Raw genomic sequence first — 20,109 nt, 5'->3', positions numbered from 1 at the left:
GCCCGCGGCCGCAGCCCGGTGCCTTCGTCGAGAAGCCGATGCGGGAGTGCAACGGGGCGGAGATCCTCGACGAGGTCCTCCGCTCCCTGGCCGTCGCCCCCGTGACCGCCGAACGGCTCACCGCGGCCTCGACCGTCATCCCCTGCCTGATGCCGTACATCACCGGCCAGTTCCTGGTGCGCCGCCACGGCGACCGGCCCGAGGTGGTCCCGAAGGGATCCGCCGACCTCACCTTCATCGGCCAGTACGCCGAGGTCCCCGAGGACGTGGTCTTCACCGTCGAGTACTCCGTGCGCACCGCCTGGACCGCGGTGTCCCGGCTCCTCGGACTCGACCGGCAGCCCCCGGCCGTCCACAAGGGCCACCACGACCCGCACGTCCTGGCCGAGGCGCTGCACGCGATGCACCGTAGGTGACCTGCCCGCGCTCCGCCTGATCGCCCGGCGGGGACCGGAAGCACCGGTCCCCGCCGGGCGTTTCGGCCGGGCCCCGGTCGGTCGGGACGACGCGGTACGAGGCTCCCCGGGTGGGGAGCCTCGTACCGGTCCGACCGACGGGCCGCCGCCTGCCGGTCAGTCGCCCCAGGTCCAGTCGGTGACCTCGGGCAGGTCGGTGCCGTGCTCGCGGATCCAGTCGTGGTGGCGCAGGCGCCGGTCGGCCATCTCCTGGCGGACGGCCGCGGCACGCACCGCGAGGCCGGGGACGCGGTCGATGACGTCCATCACCAGGCGGTAGCGGTCGACGTCGTTGCGCACCACCATGTCGAACGGGGTCGTGGTCGTGCCGGACTCCTTGTAGCCGCGCACGTGCACGTTCGGGTGGACGGCCCGGCGGTAGGCCAGCCGGTGGATCAGCCACGGGTAGCCGTGGTAGGCGAAGATCACCGGCCGGTCGCGGGTGAACAGGGCGTCGAACTCGGCGTCCGGCATGCCGTGCGGGTGCTCCTCGGCGGGCATCAGCCGGGCCAGGTCCACCACGTTGACCACCCGGACGCGCAGGTCCGGCAGGTGCCGGCGCAGCAGCCCGGCGGCGGCCAGCACCTCTTGCGTCGGCACGTCGCCCGCACAGGCGAGGACGACGTCGGGCTCGCGGGTGCCGTCCTCGGTACCGGCCCAGTCCCAGATCCCGGCGCCGCGGGCGCAGTGGGCGCGGGCCTCCTCCAGGGTGAGCCAGTCGAAGCAGGGCTGTTTGCCGGCCACGACGACGTTGACGTAGTCGCGGCTGCGCAACACGTGGTCGGCGGTGGCGAGCAGGGTGTTGGCGTCCGGCGGGAAGTACACGCGGACGGCCTCCGGGCTCTTGTTGAGGACGTGGTCGACGAAGCCGGGGTCCTGGTGCGAGAAGCCGTTGTGGTCCTGGCGCCAGACGTGCGACGTGAGCAGGTAGTTGAGCGAGGCGATCGGTGCGCGCCAGGGGAGCGCGCGGGTGGTGCGCAGCCACTTGATGTGCTGGTTGACCATCGAGTCGACGATGTGGACGAAGGCCTCGTAGCAGGAGAACAGGCCGTGGCGACCGGTCAGCAGGTAGCCCTCCAGCCAGCCCTGGCAGGTGTGTTCGGAGAGGATCTCCATCACCCGGCCGTCGTGGGCGAGGTGTTCGTCGACCGGCAGGGTCCCGGCCTGCCACGCCTTGCCGGTCGCCCGGAAGACGGCCTGGAGGCGGTTGGAGGCGGTCTCGTCCGGGCCCACCAGGCGGAAGTCGCGGCGCTCGGCGGTGGCGGCCGTCAGGTCGGCGAGCAGGTCGCCCAGGACCCTGGTGGGCTCGTGCAGCGTCGCACCGGGCTTGTCCACGGGTACGGCGTACCGTTCCAGCGGGGGGAGCGGCAGGTCGCGCAGGAGCAGGCCGCCGTTGGCGTGCGGGTTCGCACCGAGCCGGCGCGGGCCCTCGGGGACGTGTCCGAGGACCAGGGGCGCCGGGCGCCCGTGCTCGTCGAAGAGCTCCTCCGGCCGGTAGGACCGCAGCCAGTCCTCCAGCTGCCGCAGGTGCGCGGGGTCGTCGCGGACGCGGTCCAGCGGCACCTGGTGGGCGCGCCATGTGCCCTCCACGGGCAGTCCGTCGACCTCGGCCGGGCCGGTCCAGCCCTTGGGCGTGCGCAGCACGATCAGCGGCCAGTGCGGCCGGCCGGTGCCGCCCCCGGTGCGGGCCTCGTGCTGGAGGGCCGCGATCCGGTCCAGGGCGGTGTCCATGGCCTCGGCCATGGCCCGGTGGACCGTCAGCGGGTCGTCGCCGCCGACGTACAGCGGGAGGTGGCCGTACCCGCGCAGCAGGGCGTCGAGCTCGGCCTCGGGGAGGCGGGCGAGCACGGTCGGGTTGGCGATCTTGTAGCCGTTGAGGTGGAGGACCGGCAGCACCGCACCGTCGTGGACGGGGTCGAGGAACTTGTTGCCGTGCCAGGAGGCCGCCAGCGGGCCGGTCTCGGCCTCGCCGTCGCCGATCACGCAGGCCACCAGCAGGCCCGGGTTGTCGAAGGCGGCGCCGTAGGCGTGCGAGAGCGCGTAGCCGAGTTCGCCGCCCTCGTGGATCGAGCCCGGGGTCTCCGGCGCGACGTGGCTGGGCACGCCGCCGGGGAACGAGAACTGGCGGAACAGCCGGGTCATGCCGGCCTCGTCGCGGGTGACGCTCGGGTAGGTGTCGGTGTAGCTGCCCTCCAGCCAGGAGTTCGCCAGCACGGCCGGGCCGCCGTGCCCCGGTCCCCACACGCAGATCGCGTCCAGGTCCCGGGCCTTCACCACCCGGTTGAGGTGGGTGTGCACCAGGTTCAGCCCGGGCGAGGTGCCCCAGTGGCCGAGCAGGCGGGGCTTGATGTGCTCGGGGCGCAGCGGCTCCCGGAGCAGCGGATTGGCCATCAGGTAGATCTGGCCGACCGCCAGGTAGTTGGCGGCCCGCCAGTGGGCGTCGAGTGCGCGGACCTCCTCCTCGGACGGTGCGCCGGGAGCCGGGCTGGGGGTGACGGACATCGGTGCGGTCTCCTCGGAGTCGGTGGGCATCACCGGCCGCCGTCGGGCGGCCCGGCCTACATCGTCACCTCGCGGTCGTCGCAGCCGCAGGGCCGAACAGGCCACAGTCCGCCGAACGGCCGGGGCCGGTGGTCCCGCGTCGGGACACCCCGCCCGACCTCCTGCCCGGCGACCCGGTGCTGGTGACGGCGCGTACGCGCCGCGGCCCGGCGTGGCCGGGGGAAGTCGCCGAGCAACTCCCTTTCGAGGGTGTCGAGCAGGTCGTCGGTCCGTCCGCCGATCGAGGCCGTCCGCACGGGGTGGCGATCCCCCGCACCGCCACTCGGTCCACCCGGGTGTCCGGAGGACCCCGTTGGTCGACAGGGCGACCGTGACCGTGCCGACGACCGTGGCGGTGGCCTTCGCCGTGCAGAGCTCCTGCCGCTCCGCGGGCCCGGCCCTTGCGGATGAGCCGGTGCACTGGTCATGGGCGCACGGCGAACTCATCCGCCGGGGGCGTCGGTCGAGTCGCCCGGCAGTTGCCGCATTTCGAGCACGCTGAGTCCCAGGGACCGGAAGCGGGCGAGGAGCCCGAACAGGTGTGCCTCGTCGATCACCGGTCCCACGAACACGGTCTGTTCGGCGACCGGCATGCGGTCGAGTTCCGGGAAAGCTTCGGCGAGCGCTTGCGACACGGAGTCGGCGACGCGGAATTCGTAGCGCATGCGGGGACTTCCCTAGGAGCCTGGAATGGCTTCGGCCTTGTCCCTCCACTGTCGGACGCGGTGACCGGTCGCGTCATCGCCCGGTTCGGGGGAACAACCGAGCGGGGGTTCACAGCATGCCGAGGTCCTGGGCACGGTGGACGGCTTCGCTACGGCGCGTGACGCAGAGCTTGCGGTAGATGTTCCTCAAGTGCGTCTTGACCGTGTTGGCCGACACGTAGAGCTCGGTCGCGATCTCCTCGGTGGAGAGCATCCGCGCGGCCTGGCGCAGTACCGTGATCTCGCGCTCGGAGAGCGGTTCCACGACGGGCGTCCGGCCGGGTGCACCCTGTACGTGCCCGGATCCCCGTACCTGGCTGGGCAGCCAGTCGTGTGCCCGTGCCAGTTGCGGGTCCTGGCGCAGCAGTCGGTGGACCCAGGAGCCGCACTCGACGAAGGCCCGGCGCAGTTCGTCCGGACGGGCCAGGAGCAGGGCGGTTCGCAGTAAGGCGCGCGCCTCCTCGGTCGATCCTTTCGCCGTGGCGGCCTGGGCCAGCAGGAGGCAGGCCTGCGTGCGGCTCGGGGCCGGGACACGGCCGTCTGCCGGGAGGCCGTCCAGCAGCTCCGTCACGCGGTCGGGCTGGCCGGCGGCGAGCAGTGCGCGGGCCCGTGCGACGGTGCGTTCCGGGCGGTCGGAGGCAGTGGCGTCGAGGACGGCGAGGGCCGCGCCGGCATCGCCGTGGGCGAGGTGCGCGTGGGATTCGGCGATGGCCAGCCGGTCCGTCGTCCACGGAGGCAGGTGCCGTCGCCCCGCGATCGGGGGGAGCGCGTGGATCGTCGCGAGTGCTCCCTCCCAGTCGCCCGCGGCCGTCGCCAGCCGGGCGCCGATGACGGCGGCTTCCACCACGGTGAGGGGTTCGGCCCGCACCTCACCGTTCACATCCGCCAGTTCGAGGTGGGCGCGGGCACCGGCGAGGTCATCGTGTTCGACCGCGACGTCCGCCAGGACGAGGTGATCGAGGCCCGACCGGTGCCGGGCCGGAAGGGCGGACTGCTCGGCGAGGGCCAGCGAGGCGAGCGCGTGTTCCTCCGCCGACCGCAGACGGCCCTGCCAGAGGTCGACCAGGGCCAGCGATGCCAAGGCGTCGCAGCGCGGGTGCTCCGTCCCCGGGTGACCGCTCGCGGCGATGGCGGCGGCGAGCCCGCTCCGGGCACGGTCGAGGTTCCCGGCATCGAGCTCCGCCGCGCCCAGGGCCGCCAGTACCATCGCGCGGATCTCGGGGTGCTTCGCGATCAACGGTGCCGGCACCTCGCCGAACAGCCGCTCGGTGTCCGTCGCCGACCGGCGGGTGGCGGCGAGGTCGCCGGTCAGCCGCCCGGCCAGGACGCCCAGGAACGCACGGGTGAGCCGCGCCGCCGGACCTGCGGCATCGGTCGGGCGCTGGTCGGTCGCCCGCCCGACGGCCAGGTGCTCGTCGGCGCGCCGCAGCGCCGCGGCGCATCCGGCGAGGTCCTGGTCGGTCAGTCGGCAGGCGGCGTCCACCAGGGCGGGAGCCGCACCCGTCAGGTCCGGTGGGACGGGGGCCAGGGCGCGGCGCAGCCGCACGGTGTCCAGGCCGGTGAAGAGCCGGCCGATCGCGAGGTCGTCGATCAGCCGGTCGGCGGCGAAGTGCCAGTCGCCGGACGTGGCGGCCTGCGTGACGGCCTCGGTGAGCCGCCCGGTGCCCGCGAGCCAGCGGGCGGCCCGTGCGCGCAGTTCGGGTTCGAGTCCTGGGCAGCGATGCCGGAGATGTGCGCGCAGGACCTCGGCGAAGAGCGGATGCAGGCGGTACCAGCCCGATTCGTCGATCGGTTCCAGGAAGGCGTTGGCACGGGCGAGCCGGGCGAGCGTCCAGGCCCCGTCATCGCGGCCGGTCAGGGTGTCCGCGAGGGCGGGGTGGACGTGGTCGCTGATGCTGGCGCGGAGCAACAGGTCCTGGACGGGTGGCGGCTGCGTCTCCAGGGCCTCGGTGAGCAGGTAGTCGGCGATCGTGGAGCGGTGGGCGGCGAAGTCGCGGACGAAGGCCTCGGGGTCCGCACTGCGCTGCATGGCCACGGCACAGAGGCGCAGCCCGGCCGCCCAGCCGTCGGTACGGTCGGCCAGCAGGCGGATGCCCGCGTCGGAGAGGTCCAGCCCGTGCTCGCGCAGCAGCACCGCCGCCTCGGCGGGGCCGAGCTTGAGGTCCGCGTTGCGGATCTCGGTGATGTCGCCGGCGGCCCGGTAGCGGTGCAGGGGAAACAGGGGGTCGGTCCGGCTGGTCAGGACGAGGCGCAGGCCCTGAGCGGCATGGCGGAGCACGAAGTGCAGGCCGTCGGTGATCTCCGGGTCGTCGGCGAGGTCGAACTGGTCGAGGACGAGGACGACCGGATCCGGCCGTTCGGCCAGCTCGTGGGCGAGGCGCACGAGGAGGGAGCTGTCGATGCCTTCGGCGCGGGTGGGCCGGCCCACCCCGGCCGCCAGCGGCTCGCCGTGGTGGTGGAAGGCCTCCAGCAGGTAGGCCCAGAAGGTGCCGGGTGCGTCGCCCGGTTCGACGGTGAGCCACACGGTCGGGTGGGGCGCGAGGCCGTCGTGGATCCATCCGGCGACGAGCGTGGTCTTCCCCGCGCCGGCCGGGCCGTTGACCAGGCTGAGGGGTGCGCGCACCCCGGCGGTCAGCCGGTTCAGCAGCTCCGGGCGACGGACCAGGATCTTCGGGGCCCCCGGGACGGTGAACCTGGCCGCGAGCACCGGGTCACCGGAGGGCGCGACCCGCCGCGACTGCGGGGGGCCGGGAGGGTCGGGTGCTTCGAGGGGCTGCATGGAACCACAGGGGGGTCGGGAGAGCGAGTGCCGCACGGGTCGGCACGTTCCACTGAACCCCTTCCGTCCGCCGGGCACCAGTCGGGGTCACCTTCCACGGGTGAGGCGGCCGGCCGGGGACCCGCGCACGGTTGAACCAGGCGCCCCGACGATGTGCACCGACAGGAGCGAGACCATGAACGACGCGTTGTACCTGGCTTCGGACTACCCGCTGCTCAATCTGTTCTGGACCATCGCCATGATCTTCCTGTGGCTGCTGTGGTTCATGCTGCTCTTCCGCGTGATCGGCGACATCTTCCGCGACCACGAGCTCGGCGGTGGCGGGAAGACCCTCTGGACGATCCTCGTGGTCGTCCTGCCCTTCCTCGGCGTCTTCGTCTACCTGCTCGCCCGGGGCAAGGGCATGCACGAGCGCGAGCTGTATCGGGCCCGGCAGAGCGAGGAGGCGTTCCGCAGTTACGTGCGTACCGCCGCCGGGCCGACCAGCAGCACCGACGAGCTGGCCAAGCTCGCCGAGCTGAAGAACCACGGCGACATCAGCGACGAGGAGTACCAGTCGGCCAAGGCCCGGATCCTGGCCTGACCGGAAGATGCCGAGCCGGATCACCGCAGGACCGGACCACCGGAAGGAGCGCGGGCATGGACGTGGGCCCGGTTGAGTACGTCGTCATCGCCTTCCCCGGAAACCACTTCAACGGCGAGATCGTCCCGGAGGTGAGACGACTCGTGGAGAGCGGCATCGTCCGGATCATCGACCTGACCTTCATCAAGAAGGACGCGGACGGCACCGTCAGTCACTTCGAACTGGATGCGCTCGACCCCGAGGAGGCCTCGCCGTTCGACACCGTCGAGGGCGAGATCGGTGGCCTGCTCAGCGAGGAGGACCTCGCCCTGATCGCCGAGAACCTCGTCCCCGACTCGTCGGCCGCCCTGCTGGTCTGGGAGAACACCTGGGCAGCCGCGATGGTCGGCGCCATTCGGCGCGCGGGCGGACTGCTGGTTCAGCACGAGCGGATACCCGCCCCGGTCGTCGCGCAGGCGCTGGAAGCCGCCGAGCTGTGACATCGCGGGCAGTCCCGCGCCGTGCGCTCCCCGCGACGAGTCGCGGCATCCCGGGAATCCCGACAGGGAGGAAGTTCGTCATGTTGCGTCGTCGTCCCCTCGCCCGCGCCGGCCGCCCCGGCATCATCGGTCCGGCAGCGCGCTCCGCCGTGGTCGCGGGAACGGCGACCGCGGCATCGGGCCGCGTTGCCAAGCACCAGGCCGAGCAGACAGCCGCCCAGCAGGCCGCCCCGGCTCCCGCTGCTACTCCGTCACCTCCCGCACGAGACGCGGCGGATCTGACCGAGGCCGACATCAGCAACCTCGAACGCCTGGCCCGTCTCCACGAACAGGGAGTGCTCTCCGACCAGGAACTCGCCGTCGCGAAGGCCCGCATCCTCGGGACCTGACGGAAGCGTCCGCGACCCTGGCGGCGTGCCTCGGGCACCGGACGACCCGCTCGCCCTCCCCGTGCGCTCCGGCGGTTCCGACCGCGCTCGTATCGGCCGCTCAGGGTCCGGTTCCGGCGGCTCCGGCGAGGGTGGCGGGTCGGTCGGTGTCGCCGTGCCACGTGGGCCAGCCGAGCAGGCGGGGACGTTCGGTGACCCAGGCGCGGTCGTCGCCACCGATCTCGGCGTCGATCAGGCTCTCCAGCAGCGCGCGGTAGTGCTCCACGAGGTCGCGGTGGGCCGGGTCGGCCGCCAGGTTCCGCAGCTCGGCCGGGTCCTGCTCACGGTCGTACAGCACGACGTCGTTGTCGTCGAAGAGGGCGTCCAGGCCGGTCGGGCGGTTCGGCCGGAGCGGGGAGAAGTAGCGGCCGAACGTGTAGCGGCCGTCGGTGTAGCCGCGCAGGAAGCCGCGGTTGTTCCAGTCCGGTCGTAGCTCGCCGGCCGCGATGCGCTCGGGCGCCTCAGGGTCGGCGAACTCGAACCAGAAGGAGGCGTCCAGGGTCACGATCGACTCGACGGCCGTCAGGACCCCTTCTCGCACGGACTGCCCGTGCAGGGCCGGTAGCAGGGAACGACCCTTGAGCGCCGGGTGGCGAGTGGCCGTCTCGGCCGGGTCGAGGCCGGCGAAGGAGAGCAGCGTGGGGGCGAGGTCCACCGCGGACGCGAGCGCGTCGGTGCGGGCACCTCCCTTGACGCCGGGGTGGGAGATGACGAGCGGCACGTGGAAGTTCTCGTCGTAGACCAGGTTCCCCTTCTGCCGCAGCCCGTGCGAGCCCGCCATCTCCCCGTGGTCGGAGGTGAGGACGACGACGGTGCGGTCCGCCTGCCCGGACGCCTCCAGTGCGTCGAGGACCACCTCCACGCTGCGGTCCACGTCGCGCAGGGCGTTGAGGTAGAAGTTCAGGCCCGCGTACCAGTGCTCGTCATCGACGACGGGGCCGAAGACCGTGTCCAGCATCCGGGCGTACTCCGCCACGGCGGGCGCGGCGCCGGCGAGGTCGTCGTGCAGGCTGGCCGGCAGGTCGAAGTCCCACCGCCGCTGGTACACGGGGATGTTCGCGGCGGCCCGGGCGACCACGGCGTGTGCCAGGCCGAACGGCAGTCGGACGAGCGGCTTGCCACCGTAGTCGAAGCTCATGATGTCGTGCGGGTTGACGAAGTTCACGGCCATGAACCAGGGCTTGTCCTCGATGACCGAGGGCGCCCGGTCGCGCAGCCAGCGAGCGGCCTGGCCGGCGATGACCGGGTCCAGCTTGAGCCCGGCCCAGGCGCCGCCGTCGATGTCGCCCCAGTCGTTGAACTCGCTGAATCCGTACGGCTCCAGGGCGTCGGTGGTCGGCCCGGGGTTCTCCGGTGTCACGTAGGCGTTCGACAGGTGCCACTTGCCCTGGTAGGTGCAGTAGTAGCCGGCGGAGCGGAGCATCGTGCCGAGCGTGCCCAGGTCGGGGTCGAGGGGCCGGATGTACGGCATGTTGTCGTTGTCGTAGATCTCGGTGAAGGGCAGATGCTGCCCGGTGTAGATCACCGACCGCGAGGAACTGCACATCGCCGAGGCTGCGTAGTAGCGGTCGAACGTCGTGCCCCTTGCGGCGACCCGTTCCCGCGCGGGCAGGGAGAACCCTTCCGGACGCGGGAGGGAGACGCGTTCCTCGTCGGTGACGATCAGCAGAATGTTGGGGCGACCTGTCATGACCCGTCCTTCTCTCGCCGAGCCCGACACCGGGGCCAGCCGACCCGCTCGGTCACGCGCGGGCGGTCTCTGTGCTACGAACCTAGGCGGGCCACCGGCGGGTGGCCCGCCGGCGCGAGCCGACGGCCGCCGTCCGAGTGGCCGGACCCGGGCCGTCGCCCTCCGCCGGACCGGACGGTCCCGCACCGGAGCCGCCATCCGGCCCGGCGCAGGACCGCGTCCGCTCGCGCTGCCGGAAGGGTCACCGGACGCGAAGCCGAGGGGTGCCGGCGGTGGCTTCCCAGGCGCCACCGCCGGCGGCTCTCCGGCCGAACCGGTCCCTCAGAGCCTGCAAACGGTGGTCTGCGCATCGGCTTGGTCGGCCGGCCCGCCGGTGGCGCACACCAGGGTGCGGTAGCGGGTCGCCACCGCGGGCGTGGTCAGCCGGATGGATCCGGTTTGCACGCCGGTGACGGCCGCCACGGTCTCCCAGGGACTGCCCCAGGCCCGCTCGATCTTCACCTCCACGCGAAGCACCGTGAGTTGGCCCGGGTCGGCGGCGTCGATCAGGCCACCGCCGACGATGCCGTCCGGTGTCGCGAGTTGCCAGGCACACGGCTGGTTCACCGCGGTGAGGCACACCGGCTTCGCGTTCGCCGAGGCGGGCGCGGCGGTGCCGCCGACCACACCGGCTGCGGCGAGGACCAGACCTGCGATTCGGGTGGTTCGGGTAAGCATGGTGCTCTCCTCTGCTGCGTTCGAGGCATAAAGGCATGCCCATGTCAAGATATGGCTCCGGCCGATCTCATCGCCCGGATCACCGGTTCACCCGACCACCATCCCCCGGAACGGCCACCTCCGTGGATGGGCCGACGGTCCCTCACCGCGGGACCGTCGTTCCCCGCGCGATGACCAACAGCCCACAGACGCGGCGCTCTTCGCCCGCCTGCGGCGCGACTCCACGCCGAGCGCCGCCATCCCGCACTACGGTCATGTCGGCCGCATGACCCCGACTTCCACCCGGCGGCCCGCCCGCCCGACCACGTGTTGCAACAATCACGAGAACCCGCCGGCTGGTTGTCCGCAGGGCCTTCGCCGGGGCTTCGCCCGGCAGGACGTCGATGCCGGCCCGGACGGCCGCGTCAACGGGGTCGCGGCCAATCCGTCCAGGAGCCAGGGAGGAGGTGGCCCTTCCCCCCGGGGTCCCCCGTCGCCGGTACACGCCGCCACTGCGGCGGCGAGGACGACCAACGTGATCGCGAGCCTGACGGACCGTCGCACCTGCCGACGCCCCTGGCCTGTCCGGTCGTTGCAGCAGCATCCCACCGCGCGGCAGGCCTCCCCCGATTCCGACGTGGACGCCGCCACCTTCAGGAAATCAACCGAAGCAGGGCTTAAGAGCCACTTATGGTTACGGATATTGACGTGTTCGCGCCCCAGCGGGAGGGTGGCGGACAGGCGGTGCCGTCCGGGTCGCCGCCCCTCCCCCACCCCCCGGAGTCCCCGTGATCACTCGCCGGACCATGCTCGGCGCCTCCGTCGCGGCCCTGGCCGCGCCCGCGCTCCTCGCCCTGCCGCAGCGCGCCGACGGGACCACCACCCCGCAGCGGCTCGACGTCGATCTGGTCAACACCGTTCCGTCCCAGCCGGTTTACGCCTACGTCCTCGGCCTCGACCCCGCCCAGGGCAACAGCTGGGCCTTCCTGCGCTCCGACGGCAGCACGCTCTACCACCCGCCCTCCCCCTCCGCCCCGGGCGCGCCGCTCGGCGCCGACTGCGCCATCGCCCTGAGCGCCCCCGGCGCCATCCCGCGGCGGATCGGCCTGCCGTACCTCTCCAGCGGTCGGATCTACTTCTCCATCGGCCGCGAGCTCACCTTCCTGATCAACCCCGGCCCCGGCATCGCACTGCCCTCGGTGAGCAACCCCACCGACCCCAACATCGCCACCGCCTACGGCTTCTGCGAATTCACCTACGGGCCCGACCAGTTGTACGCCAACATCAGCTACGTCGACTTCGCCGCCGTCCCCATCGCGTTCGACCTGACCGCCGGCGACGGGCGGCAGAAGGTGAGCGGCCTGCCCGTCGGCGGCCTGGAGTCCGCCGCGGACGCCCTGCGCACGCAGGCCGCCGCCGACGGCGGCGACTGGGCCCGGCTGATCGTCCCGGACCCCGCCGGCCGGACCCTGCGCATCCTCAGCCCCAACACCGCGATCAGCAACGACCCGTCGCTGTTCAACGGCTACCTGGACGACTACCTGGCCGCCGCATGGCAGAAGTACCAGAGCACCGACCTCGTGATCGACACCCAGTCCGGCTGGGGCACCGTCACCGGCCGGGTCCGCGACGGCGTCCTCACCTTCCCCGGTGCCGGCGGCTTCACCAGGCCCTCCACGGCCGCCGTCTTCAACTGCAGCTCGGCGCCGTTCACGACCGGCAACGACCTCATGGGCAACCTGAGCGCACGGCTCGCCGCCGCACTCAACCGCACCACCCTCCTGGACGATCCGCACCAGCCGGACGGCGAGAACCCGGCCGCCTTCTACACCGCCGCACGCACCAACCACTACGCCCGCATCCTGCACGCGACCAACCCCGACCACCTCGGCTACGCCTTCCCCTACGACGACGTCCACCCGGCCGGCGTGGACTTCGAGGGCAAGGTGCAGTCGGCGAACCCCACTCTGCTGTCCGTCACCGTCGGCGGAGCCCAAGGCGCGCCCGGCCCCGCGCCGTCGCCGCAACCCGGCGGCGGGACCAGCGCGTTCGGCACCATCCGGGCCGAGTCCTCCAGCGCTCAGTCCGGCACCGCGTTGGAGCCCTGCACCGACATCGGCGGCGGCCACGACGTCGGCTGGATCGCGAACGGCGACTGGCTCGCCTACGCCGGCGTCGACTTCGGCGGCACCGGCGCGACCCGCTTCCAGGCCCGGGTCGCCTCCGGTGCCGCGCCCGGCGTCAGCGGGCTGGTCCAGGTCCGGCTGGACAGCCCGAGCGCCGCCCCGGTCGGCAGCTTCGCCGTCGCCGACACCGGCGGCTGGCAGGCCTGGCGGACGGTACCCGCCGACATCACCCGGACCACCGGCACGCACACCGTCTACCTCACCTTCTCCAGCGGGCAGGGCGCCGACTTCGTCAACGTCAACTGGTTCACGTTCGGCTAGCCGGTTCCGCCCGGGCCACCAGCCGAGTGTTCGTGCGCGGCCTGCTCGCGAGCGCCTTGACGACGGGTTCGGCCCGGGCCGTCCCGGTCACGCCGCCCGTGGCCTCCGACGCTCGCAGGACGTCATCGACGCCCTCGATTCCTGGCCGGCCACGGTGCCCGACGGAGCGACCTGCCATCGCGTGCACGGGATGACCGACGTCGAGATCGAGGGCACGGTGTGGACCGGCGACGTCACGCCGATCGAGGCACACGCACACCGACGTACGCCTCGGGCTGCTCGCGGCGGCGAGCGAAGTGGTCGGGTGCGCCATCGAGTCGCCGGTCGGCGAGGGTCCGGCACGTTCCCCGTCCGCGGCGTCCACCGGCCCGGGTGCCAGGCCGTGGACGGCCTCGGCGGCCGTGTGGAAGGCGCGGATCCGGTACGAAACGTCCTCGGGCACTGCACCGGCCGGATCGTCACCGGACGCGGCCGACCGCGATCCCGCTTCGACGCCGACGCCGTCTTCGCCGCCTGCGCCGACACCGGGACCGCCGTGGAGATCAACTGCCGCCCCGAGCGCCGCGACCCGCCCGACGACCTGCTGCGCCTGGCCACCGAGACGGGCTGCCTGTTCGCCGTCGACACCGACGCCCACGCCCCCGACCAACTCCACTGGCACACCACCGGATACGCCCGCGCCGCCCGCCTCGGCCTCACGGCGGACCGCCTCGTCACCACCTGGCCGCGCGACCGCCTCCTCTCGTGGACGCGCGGGGAACGACCACACGGGTGACGACCAGCCCCGCACGACGGCCACCCGTCCCGGCCCCGGGCAACGCGCTCGCCCGCCCGGACCGGGTTCCCCGGCGCCGCCGGTAGCCAGGTCGTTCGCTCGGCGACCACCGAGCCCCGGCCGGCCGGTGACCCGGGACCGGGACAGGGGCGGAACGCCGCTCGCAGCACCAGGAGCCGACACCGTTTCCGACCGCTCGCGCGGGACATACGCAGGAGCGACGACCCCCTACTCCGGAGCGCAGCTTCATGATCCAAGAGTCATCCGCACGCAGCGCCTCCCGGACCGGCACCTGCTGGCCCGGGCTGCCCGTCCGGTGGCCGACGGCCGCCACGGAAGCACCGCGATGACCGGCCGCGGTGGCGCCCTCAGGTTCGGCGTCGAGGAGGAGTTCCTGCTGGTGGACCGGGCCACGCGCTCCACCGTCCCGCGTGCCCACCTCGTGGTTCCGCGTGCCGCCCGGAGTCTCGGCCCGCAGGCCCAGCACGAGTTCCTGGCCACCCAGGTCGAGGCGTGCACCCGCCCCGTCACGACGGCTGCCGCGCTTCGCGCGGAACTGGCCTGCACGCGCCGGGCCATGGCCGCAGCGGCCGAGAACGCCGGGTGCCTGCTGGTGGCCACCGGCACCGCGGTCCTGCCCAGCCGCCACCCGCTGCCGCTCACCCCGACCGACCGCTACCGGCGTCTGGCCGACCACGTGGGCCCCGTCGCCGACCAAACCGGTGGCGAGATCTGCGGTTGCCACGTCCACCTGGGTGACCTCAGCCGGGCCGACGCCCTCGCGGTCAGCGCGCATCTGCGGCCCTGGCTGCCCGTCCTGCAGGCGCTGTGCGTCAACTCGCCGTTCTGCGAGGGCCGGGACCGCGGCGCGGCGAGCACCCGCGCCGGCCGCTACCTGACCTGGCCCACCTGCGGGCCGGCCCCGGCCCTGGGCGTTCAAGAGTACGAGCGGACGGTACGCCGACTGATCGCCCACCGAGTGATCCTCGACCGGAAGATGCTGTACTGGTATGCGCGGCCTTCCGAACACCTGCCCACCCTGGAGGTGAGGATCGCCGACACCAACGCGGACGCCGACACCCCGCTCCTGCTGGCCGTCCTGCTCCGCGGCCTCGCGCACACCTTCCTCGCCGCCCACCGCAACGGCACCCCGCCACCGCGCGCGCCCTCGGCGGTCCTCCTGCGCGAAGCCCACCGCCAAGCGGCGATCGGCGGCCTCGCCGGCATCGGCACGGACCCGTTCACCGGACGCCGCCTGCCGATGCCCCGCCTCGTCGCGGACCTGGCCGAACTGGCCGCTCCCGCTCTGGCGAGGACAGGCGACCTGGAGACTGCGCGCCTGCTCCTCCACCGCCTGCTCAGCTGCGGCACGGGCGCCGACCGGCAACGCGCCGTGTTCGCCCGCCGCCACTCGCTGACCGACGTCGTCGACGACCTCGCCCACCTCACCGCCGGCCCCGGGACCGTTGCGGCTCCCGTTCTCTCCCCCGGTACCAGCAGCCTCTTCCACCGGCTCGACAGCACCGCCCTCTCGTCCTGATCGGCGCTTCGCAGCGCGACCACACGACCCTTGCGGTGGGTCGCCCAGTCCTGCACTCCGGACAACGCGATGAGGCACACCCCGCCACCGTCGGGCCCGATGTCGACGGCCGGCACCGGGTGCAGCCGGCGCACCGTCCGAGCGTGCGCCGGACTGCGGCGGGCGGACGCGTTCGGGGAGCGGTGCCCGCAGTTGCGTTCGCTCCTGCTCGGACAGCTCACGGATGCCCACCGGGACGAGCAGTCGGCCACGCTCGCCCTGGAACGGGGACGGCGGTGACCGCAAGGGCGCTTTCGGGCCCGGCGGGTCCACGCACCCGCTGCCGGCCGAGCTGCGGGCCGCCAGGGGCTGTGGCCGGATCCGGTAGTCACGCATCGCGAAACACGCATGCCGAAACCGGAATCCGGGTGCATACTTGTGATATGTCGAGCGACGAGCGGGAGCCTCGCACGAGCTGGACGTTCCTGACCCAGCATGCCCGTGTCCTGTTGCTGATCTCGCGCAACACGGAGGTGCGCCTGCGGGACCTCGCAGCGATGTGCGGGGTGACGGAGCGGGCCGTGCAGGCGATCGTCACCGATCTGGAGAGCGCCGGCTACCTGACCCGCGCCCGCCGCGGCCGCCGCAACCACTACCACGTCGTGCGCGACACGTCCTTCCGCCACCCCGCCGAGGCCGGCTTCGAGGTCGCCCGTTTCCTGGACCTCTTCGCGGACCTCCACCCCGGTCACGGCTTCGACCCCGCCCCCGGCACCCATCCCGGTGATCACGATGTACAGGACAACGACTGACTCCCGGCCCGGCCGCCCGGTGATCTCCCCCGCCGCGGCAAGCACCCGCTGCGGGAGCCCGCGGGGGCACTTCGAGATCCTGGCCGGACCCGGTACGGGCATCCGGCACCCGGCCGCGTGCTCAGCTCCGGGCTGCACCTCGCCCGCAGTCCGCGACGACCGGACCGTCCCCGCCTCCGCGTGAAGGCGGTGAGTCCCGTGAGCAATCCGTCCGTTCCTCTCCGTCCGCCACCGCTGCGGGTCACCAACACGACGATCACCGGCAGAGCAGTGATCATTCACGTCGAAGGGGACGTCGACCAGGACACCCGCCCCACCTTGGACCTCGCTCTGGCCGAAGCGATCGCCGCCCGCCCTCCCGTGGTGGTGGTCGACCTCGCAGGCCTCGGCTTCTGCTACTCGGTCTGCCTCAACGCCCTGGTCGCCGCCCGCCTCGACGCGAACGCCGTCGGGGTGAGGATGGTGCTGGCCTCCCCGACGTCGCAGGCCCTGCGGGTGCTGAAACTCACCGAAACGGACCAGCTCTTCACCCTCCACGACAGCGTCCGCGCCGCGCTCGACGGCGGCGCCGACGGACCGACCGGGTTAGCGGTCACCCCGGAACCCCTCGCACTGCGGTGACCTTCTCCGGCGTGCCCGGAGGGCACGGTCAGCGGGAAGTGGTCGTCGTGCACGCCGTCGGCGAGGACACCGAAGACGTGAGGACCCTCCCGGACCAGTGCAGCTTCCCGCGCCCTGGGCGACACCCGAAGTCGACTGGTCCGAATGCCACCGCGCGCGTGCGGCCCACCCAACCAGCGGCCACCGTGGGGGGATGGACATCGTCGTCGTACTGGAACCGGACACACCGAGCAACGTCCGGGTCCTTCAATCCGACCACGCCCCGGCAGACCCCGAGCAGCCGGTGCGCCGCGCGCACACCGCCCCCGCCGAGCCCTCGGGCGCCTGCGGCCCCCTCACCATGTGCGGCCTGGACACCGCCGGCATGATCCTCGCTCCGCACCGGTCCACCCGGCCGCGTTGGCACACCTGCAGCACGTGCCAGACCACCGCGGCGGACACGGCCACCCCGTCCGGCCCGAGCGCAGAGGCGCCCGCCCCGGGTGGCCAGGCGCGCTGACCGAAGGCGTACCGGGCTGCCGAAGGGCTCGCACGACGAACGGACGGGGCGCGGGTGTGAAGACGGTGACAGCGGCCGGGGGCCACGGCCCCCTGGGTCCCAGGAGCCTGGGCCCCGTGGGCCGCTTCATCGAAGGCCACGCGCCGTGCCCGGGCCTGCCGGCCTGGCCCGGGCCGACGACCGGCATCTCCACCATCCCTCCCCTGCCCCCGCTGCCTGTGCGACCCCACCACCGGTTGCACCCCGACCTCCCGCCGAGCATCGCGTGGGATTCCGCGCTGGTGTCCGCCCGAGGACGGGGGCACGCTGTAGAAACACCGTCGAGACGCGCGCAGGTGAGCGCCCGCTGACGTGAAGGAGTCCCCGTGATCCAGGTAGGCGACATCCGCGAGTGGCGCACCCATGACGTCGTCGACGCCGACGGCCACAAGATCGGCACGCTGGAGGCGATCTACGTCGACACCGCCACCGACGCGCCATCGATGGCCACCGTCCAGATCGGCCTGCCCACCCGCCACCGCCTGGTCTTCGTTCCCCTCGACCACGCGACCGTGGGCCCCGGATACCTGAAGGTCAACTACGAGAAGTCGCTGGTGAAGGACTGCCCCGCGATCGGCACCGACGACGTCCTGCCCGCCGACGACGAGGCCGCGGTCTTCGCGCATTACGGCCTGACCTACACGCCGGGCGCCGGCGGCGAACGCCGCCTCGCACGCCCCTGAACACCCGGCACCCACGCCGAGGAGGCCCGCTCGCGAAGCGCGTCCGGCCGTGCTGCCCACAGCGTTCAGCCTTTCGTCACGCGGATGCGGGCGGCACCAAGGCCGGCCGACACGGTCCTGCCGGCGCCGGTCGGGGCGGCGAAGGACAGGAGCCGGTGGCGGTCGGCGGGCATGCACGAATTCGCTGTCATGTCTCGGCAGCCGTGAAACGGGAGCCCTATCGTGGAGTCATGGACACTGGCACGGCGGCCGAGCGGCACTGGACCTTCCTGACCAACCACGCCCGTGTCCTGGTCCAGATCGCCCGCGACCCCGGCATCCGCGTGCGCGACATCGCCTCCCGCTGCCTGCTCACCGAACGCGCCGTCCAGCGCATCATCACCGACCTGGAACAGGCCGGATACCTCAGCCACGAACGCCGCGGCCGCACCAACCACTACAGCGTCGTCGTCGGCAAACAGCTGCGCCACCCCGCCGACGCCGGCCCCACCGTCGCCGAACTCCTCGCCGCGCTCCTGCGCCAGCAGCCGAAGACGGACAACGAGGCCCCGAACCCCGCCGAGCCGGAACTCTCCGCGCAATGACCGCGACCGGCCCCGGCCGGAAGCCGACCGGGTGGCCCGCCGGGTCGTGCAGTACGCCGACCTGGTCGCGATTTGTCCCGAGCGACGGCACTGACCGCTGACCTGCCGGGTGATCGGCCCCGGCCACGAGCCGCTGATCGCCGATCCGCTGCCGCTCCCCGCCCCGAAGATGCCCTGTTCCTGCGCTCGGGGGTCGTGGCGGGAATGGCCCGTACCGGACCCCGTGGACGGCTCGCCGGCGACCCTGCCCGTCACGACCGCCTGCCCCGCCCGGGCGCGGTTTCGACGCGGTGGAGGAGTACAGCGGCGCGAACGGGGCAGGCGCTCCTGTTCACCGGTCCATCCCGAGCCAGCCGGACGGAGCAGCCATGAACGGCCCCGAAGCGTTCCCGAGCGAACTGTGCGCCGAACACCGGGCCGTGGAGACCGTGCTCCGCAGACTCGACGGCACCCGCACCGACGGCGGGCCCGTTCCGGACGACGACACCCGGTTGCTGCACGCGCTCCGGGAGCTCCTCGACCGGCACCTCGCCGTCGAGGAGGACCACGTGCACCCGCTGGTCCGCCGGTACCTCCCGGCCGGAGGCGCGCTCGCGGACGCAGCCGTCCACACCCACACGACGATCCGCCTCTTGATCGACCGCGCGCTCGACGAACACCTGCCGGTCGCCGAGCGCCACCACGCCACCGACACCCTGCTCGTCGTGGTCCGCGCACACCTGAGCGGCGAGGAGGACCGACTCTTCCCCGCCCTGCGGCTGCGCGTCCCGGCCGAGGAGCTGCGGCGCTGCTCGCGGCGCGTGCGCGAGGCCCCTCCGACGACACCGCCCCGACCCGTGTGGGGAATTCCGCCCGGCGCCGTCGCCACCGCCACCGTCCGGGACCACCTCACCGGCCACGGCTCGTCGGAGCAGCGGCACTCGCCCTGACCGGAGAGCCCGCGGCCGTTTGACACCGCGCACAGCGGCAACCCGCAGGAGCATGGCCTACCTAGGAGAACCCGTACCGACCGCCCCGCAGCCCCGCCCGGGCGGCGACCGCCAGGACCGGACCGGCCCGTGGCTGTTCACCCGCCCCGGGCGCACGGCGACCGACGGACCGACGGACGCCGTGCTGTTCGCGCGCGACGGCACGCTCCTCCAGGACGTCTCCTGCAACGGCGATCCCGCACTCGTCCTTCCGACGGCCGGAATCCGGGCCGCCCTCACGGCACTGCGCGGTGCGGGCCTCGCGATCGGCGTCCTGAGCAATCAGCCGGGTGTGGCGCGGGGCCTGATCGGGCGCCGCCAGGTCGAGGCCGTCCAGGCCCGCGCCGAGGGGCTGCTGGGCCCGTTCGACGTGTGGGCGGTCTGCCCGCACGGCTCGCACGACGGCTGCTCGTGCCACATGCCCGCCCCCGCGCTGGTGACCGCTGCCGGCCGGGCTCTCGGCCTGCCACCCGCCCGGGTCACGGTGATCGGCTCCGGCGACGCCGTCCTCGCCGCGGCCCTGGCCGCCGGGGCGCACGCGATCCGCGTGCCCGAGGGATCGTCCCGGGCGGGCGTGCCGTGCCCGCCCTGCCTGCTGACCACCTGCCGGGCCGCTGCCGGGCCGGCCCAGGCCGCCGATCTCCTGCTGCGGCACTGACCCCGGCGTGCCCCCACCACGCACCTCTCCCGCCACCTCAGGGCGGAGAAGGCGCGCGGTCGGCGGCCCGGACCAAGCGGCCGGCCCGGCGTTCCGGGAGGGTCGCCCGCCTGGTGGAACGCCACCGCCACCCCGCCCACCGATCCGGT

General features: G+C 73.3%; 17 protein-coding genes and 2 pseudogenes. 14 read left to right on the top strand and 5 right to left on the bottom strand.

Annotation, left to right across the window (positions count from 1 at the left end; all coding sequences use genetic code 11):
• Positions 1-17: 17 nt before the first annotated feature.
• Positions 18-416, top strand: a pseudogene (locus AB0C76_RS05645) (oleate hydratase); the annotation flags it as partial.
• A 156-nt stretch (positions 417-572) separates the two neighbouring features.
• Here the strand turns inward: AB0C76_RS05645 and AB0C76_RS05640 are convergent.
• The 3 genes from AB0C76_RS05640 to AB0C76_RS05630 all read right to left on the bottom strand — a co-directional run bounded on the left by AB0C76_RS05640 (position 573) and on the right by AB0C76_RS05630 (position 6,479).
• Positions 573-2,957 (bottom strand): phosphoketolase family protein, encoded by a 2,385-nt coding sequence (locus tag AB0C76_RS05640; protein ID WP_359960304.1) that lies wholly within the window; start codon positions 2,955-2,957, stop codon positions 573-575.
• A gap of 482 nt (positions 2,958-3,439) precedes the next feature.
• Positions 3,440-3,661 carry a hypothetical protein gene (locus tag AB0C76_RS05635; RefSeq protein WP_359960148.1) on the bottom strand — a complete coding sequence of 74 codons (222 nt, stop codon included), beginning with the start codon at positions 3,659-3,661 and terminating at the stop codon, positions 3,440-3,442.
• Positions 3,662-3,770: 109 nt separating this feature from the next.
• Entirely contained in the window at positions 3,771-6,479 is a 2,709-nt protein-coding gene (locus AB0C76_RS05630) for a LuxR C-terminal-related transcriptional regulator (RefSeq protein WP_359960146.1), read from the bottom strand.
• A 175-nt stretch (positions 6,480-6,654) separates the two neighbouring features.
• On the opposite strand from AB0C76_RS05630, the gene AB0C76_RS05625 reads away from it, so the two are divergent.
• From AB0C76_RS05625 to AB0C76_RS05615, 3 genes are all read left to right on the top strand, one after another.
• Positions 6,655-7,062, top strand: a complete 408-nt coding sequence (locus tag AB0C76_RS05625; protein WP_359960143.1) for an SHOCT domain-containing protein — start codon at positions 6,655-6,657, stop codon at positions 7,060-7,062.
• A 56-nt stretch (positions 7,063-7,118) separates the two neighbouring features.
• Positions 7,119-7,541 carry a DUF6325 family protein gene (locus tag AB0C76_RS05620; protein WP_359960140.1) on the top strand — a complete coding sequence of 141 codons (423 nt, stop codon included), beginning with the start codon at positions 7,119-7,121 and terminating at the stop codon, positions 7,539-7,541.
• 80 nt (positions 7,542-7,621) lie between these two features.
• Entirely contained in the window at positions 7,622-7,930 is a 309-nt protein-coding gene (locus AB0C76_RS05615) for an SHOCT domain-containing protein (protein ID WP_359960137.1), read from the top strand.
• A gap of 100 nt (positions 7,931-8,030) precedes the next feature.
• Here AB0C76_RS05615 and AB0C76_RS05610 read toward each other — a convergent pair whose 3' ends face one another.
• The gene (locus AB0C76_RS05610) at positions 8,031-9,659 is read right to left on the bottom strand and encodes a sulfatase-like hydrolase/transferase (protein ID WP_359960134.1); all 1,629 of its coding nucleotides are present in this window, start codon (positions 9,657-9,659) and stop codon (positions 8,031-8,033) included.
• Between the two features lie 321 nt (positions 9,660-9,980).
• The gene (locus AB0C76_RS05605; RefSeq protein WP_359960131.1) at positions 9,981-10,424 is read right to left on the bottom strand and encodes a hypothetical protein; all 444 of its coding nucleotides are present in this window, start codon (positions 10,422-10,424) and stop codon (positions 9,981-9,983) included.
• A 719-nt stretch (positions 10,425-11,143) separates the two neighbouring features.
• Between AB0C76_RS05605 and AB0C76_RS05600 the strand changes: the two genes are divergently transcribed.
• From AB0C76_RS05600 to AB0C76_RS05555, 10 genes and pseudogenes are all read left to right on the top strand, one after another.
• Positions 11,144-12,802, top strand: coding sequence for a beta-1,3-glucanase family protein (locus AB0C76_RS05600; protein ID WP_359960128.1), 1,659 nt, complete (start codon positions 11,144-11,146; stop codon positions 12,800-12,802).
• Between the two features lie 427 nt (positions 12,803-13,229).
• A pseudogene (locus AB0C76_RS05595) lies at positions 13,230-13,577 on the top strand (PHP domain-containing protein); the annotation flags it as partial.
• A 346-nt stretch (positions 13,578-13,923) separates the two neighbouring features.
• The gene (locus AB0C76_RS05590) at positions 13,924-15,117 is read left to right on the top strand and encodes a YbdK family carboxylate-amine ligase (protein ID WP_359960125.1); all 1,194 of its coding nucleotides are present in this window, start codon (positions 13,924-13,926) and stop codon (positions 15,115-15,117) included.
• 422 nt (positions 15,118-15,539) lie between these two features.
• A complete protein-coding gene (locus AB0C76_RS05585; protein WP_359960123.1) occupies positions 15,540-15,908 on the top strand; it encodes a helix-turn-helix domain-containing protein in 369 nt (122 codons plus the stop codon).
• 117 nt (positions 15,909-16,025) lie between these two features.
• Complete coding sequence (locus tag AB0C76_RS05580; protein WP_359960120.1) at positions 16,026-16,529, top strand: STAS domain-containing protein; 504 nt, start codon at positions 16,026-16,028, stop codon at positions 16,527-16,529.
• Positions 16,530-16,722: 193 nt separating this feature from the next.
• Positions 16,723-17,028 carry a hypothetical protein gene (locus AB0C76_RS05575; RefSeq protein WP_359960117.1) on the top strand — a complete coding sequence of 102 codons (306 nt, stop codon included), beginning with the start codon at positions 16,723-16,725 and terminating at the stop codon, positions 17,026-17,028.
• A gap of 365 nt (positions 17,029-17,393) precedes the next feature.
• Positions 17,394-17,750: a PRC-barrel domain-containing protein gene (locus AB0C76_RS05570; protein WP_359960114.1), complete on the top strand. Its 357-nt coding sequence runs from the start codon at positions 17,394-17,396 to the stop codon at positions 17,748-17,750.
• A 230-nt stretch (positions 17,751-17,980) separates the two neighbouring features.
• Positions 17,981-18,334: a MarR family transcriptional regulator gene (locus AB0C76_RS05565; RefSeq protein WP_359960112.1), complete on the top strand. Its 354-nt coding sequence runs from the start codon at positions 17,981-17,983 to the stop codon at positions 18,332-18,334.
• 368 nt (positions 18,335-18,702) lie between these two features.
• On the top strand, positions 18,703-19,263 hold the full coding sequence (locus tag AB0C76_RS05560) for a hemerythrin domain-containing protein (RefSeq protein ID WP_359960109.1): 561 nt from the start codon (positions 18,703-18,705) through the stop codon (positions 19,261-19,263).
• A 52-nt stretch (positions 19,264-19,315) separates the two neighbouring features.
• The gene (locus AB0C76_RS05555; protein WP_359960106.1) at positions 19,316-19,960 is read left to right on the top strand and encodes an HAD-IIIA family hydrolase; all 645 of its coding nucleotides are present in this window, start codon (positions 19,316-19,318) and stop codon (positions 19,958-19,960) included.
• The last annotated feature ends 149 nt before the right edge of the window (positions 19,961-20,109 follow it).

This window comes from Kitasatospora sp. NPDC048722, assembly GCF_040650235.1.
GTDB lineage: Bacteria > Actinomycetota > Actinomycetes > Streptomycetales > Streptomycetaceae > Kitasatospora.
Note: the sequence above shows the minus strand (reverse complement) of the source record. Positions and strands in the feature narration are given on the sequence as shown.

What these genes read in the sequence shown, in the direction of transcription:
- AB0C76_RS05640 (WP_359960304.1), bottom strand. Translation starts at nt 2,957, where the DNA reads ATGTCCGTCACCCCCAGCCCGGCTCCCGGCGCACCGTCCGAGGAGGAG.
- AB0C76_RS05635 (WP_359960148.1), bottom strand. Translation starts at nt 3,661, where the DNA reads ATGCGCTACGAATTCCGCGTCGCCGACTCCGTGTCGCAAGCGCTCGCC.
- AB0C76_RS05630 (WP_359960146.1), bottom strand. Translation starts at nt 6,479, where the DNA reads ATGCAGCCCCTCGAAGCACCCGACCCTCCCGGCCCCCCGCAGTCGCGG.
- AB0C76_RS05625 (WP_359960143.1), top strand. Translation starts at nt 6,655, where the DNA reads ATGAACGACGCGTTGTACCTGGCTTCGGACTACCCGCTGCTCAATCTG.
- AB0C76_RS05620 (WP_359960140.1), top strand. Translation starts at nt 7,119, where the DNA reads ATGGACGTGGGCCCGGTTGAGTACGTCGTCATCGCCTTCCCCGGAAAC.
- AB0C76_RS05615 (WP_359960137.1), top strand. Translation starts at nt 7,622, where the DNA reads ATGTTGCGTCGTCGTCCCCTCGCCCGCGCCGGCCGCCCCGGCATCATC.
- AB0C76_RS05610 (WP_359960134.1), bottom strand. Translation starts at nt 9,659, where the DNA reads ATGACAGGTCGCCCCAACATTCTGCTGATCGTCACCGACGAGGAACGC.
- AB0C76_RS05590 (WP_359960125.1), top strand. Translation starts at nt 13,924, where the DNA reads ATGACCGGCCGCGGTGGCGCCCTCAGGTTCGGCGTCGAGGAGGAGTTC.
- AB0C76_RS05585 (WP_359960123.1), top strand. Translation starts at nt 15,540, where the DNA reads ATGTCGAGCGACGAGCGGGAGCCTCGCACGAGCTGGACGTTCCTGACC.
- AB0C76_RS05575 (WP_359960117.1), top strand. Translation starts at nt 16,723, where the DNA reads ATGGACATCGTCGTCGTACTGGAACCGGACACACCGAGCAACGTCCGG.
- AB0C76_RS05565 (WP_359960112.1), top strand. Translation starts at nt 17,981, where the DNA reads ATGGACACTGGCACGGCGGCCGAGCGGCACTGGACCTTCCTGACCAAC.
- AB0C76_RS05560 (WP_359960109.1), top strand. Translation starts at nt 18,703, where the DNA reads ATGAACGGCCCCGAAGCGTTCCCGAGCGAACTGTGCGCCGAACACCGG.
- AB0C76_RS05555 (WP_359960106.1), top strand. Translation starts at nt 19,316, where the DNA reads ATGGCCTACCTAGGAGAACCCGTACCGACCGCCCCGCAGCCCCGCCCG.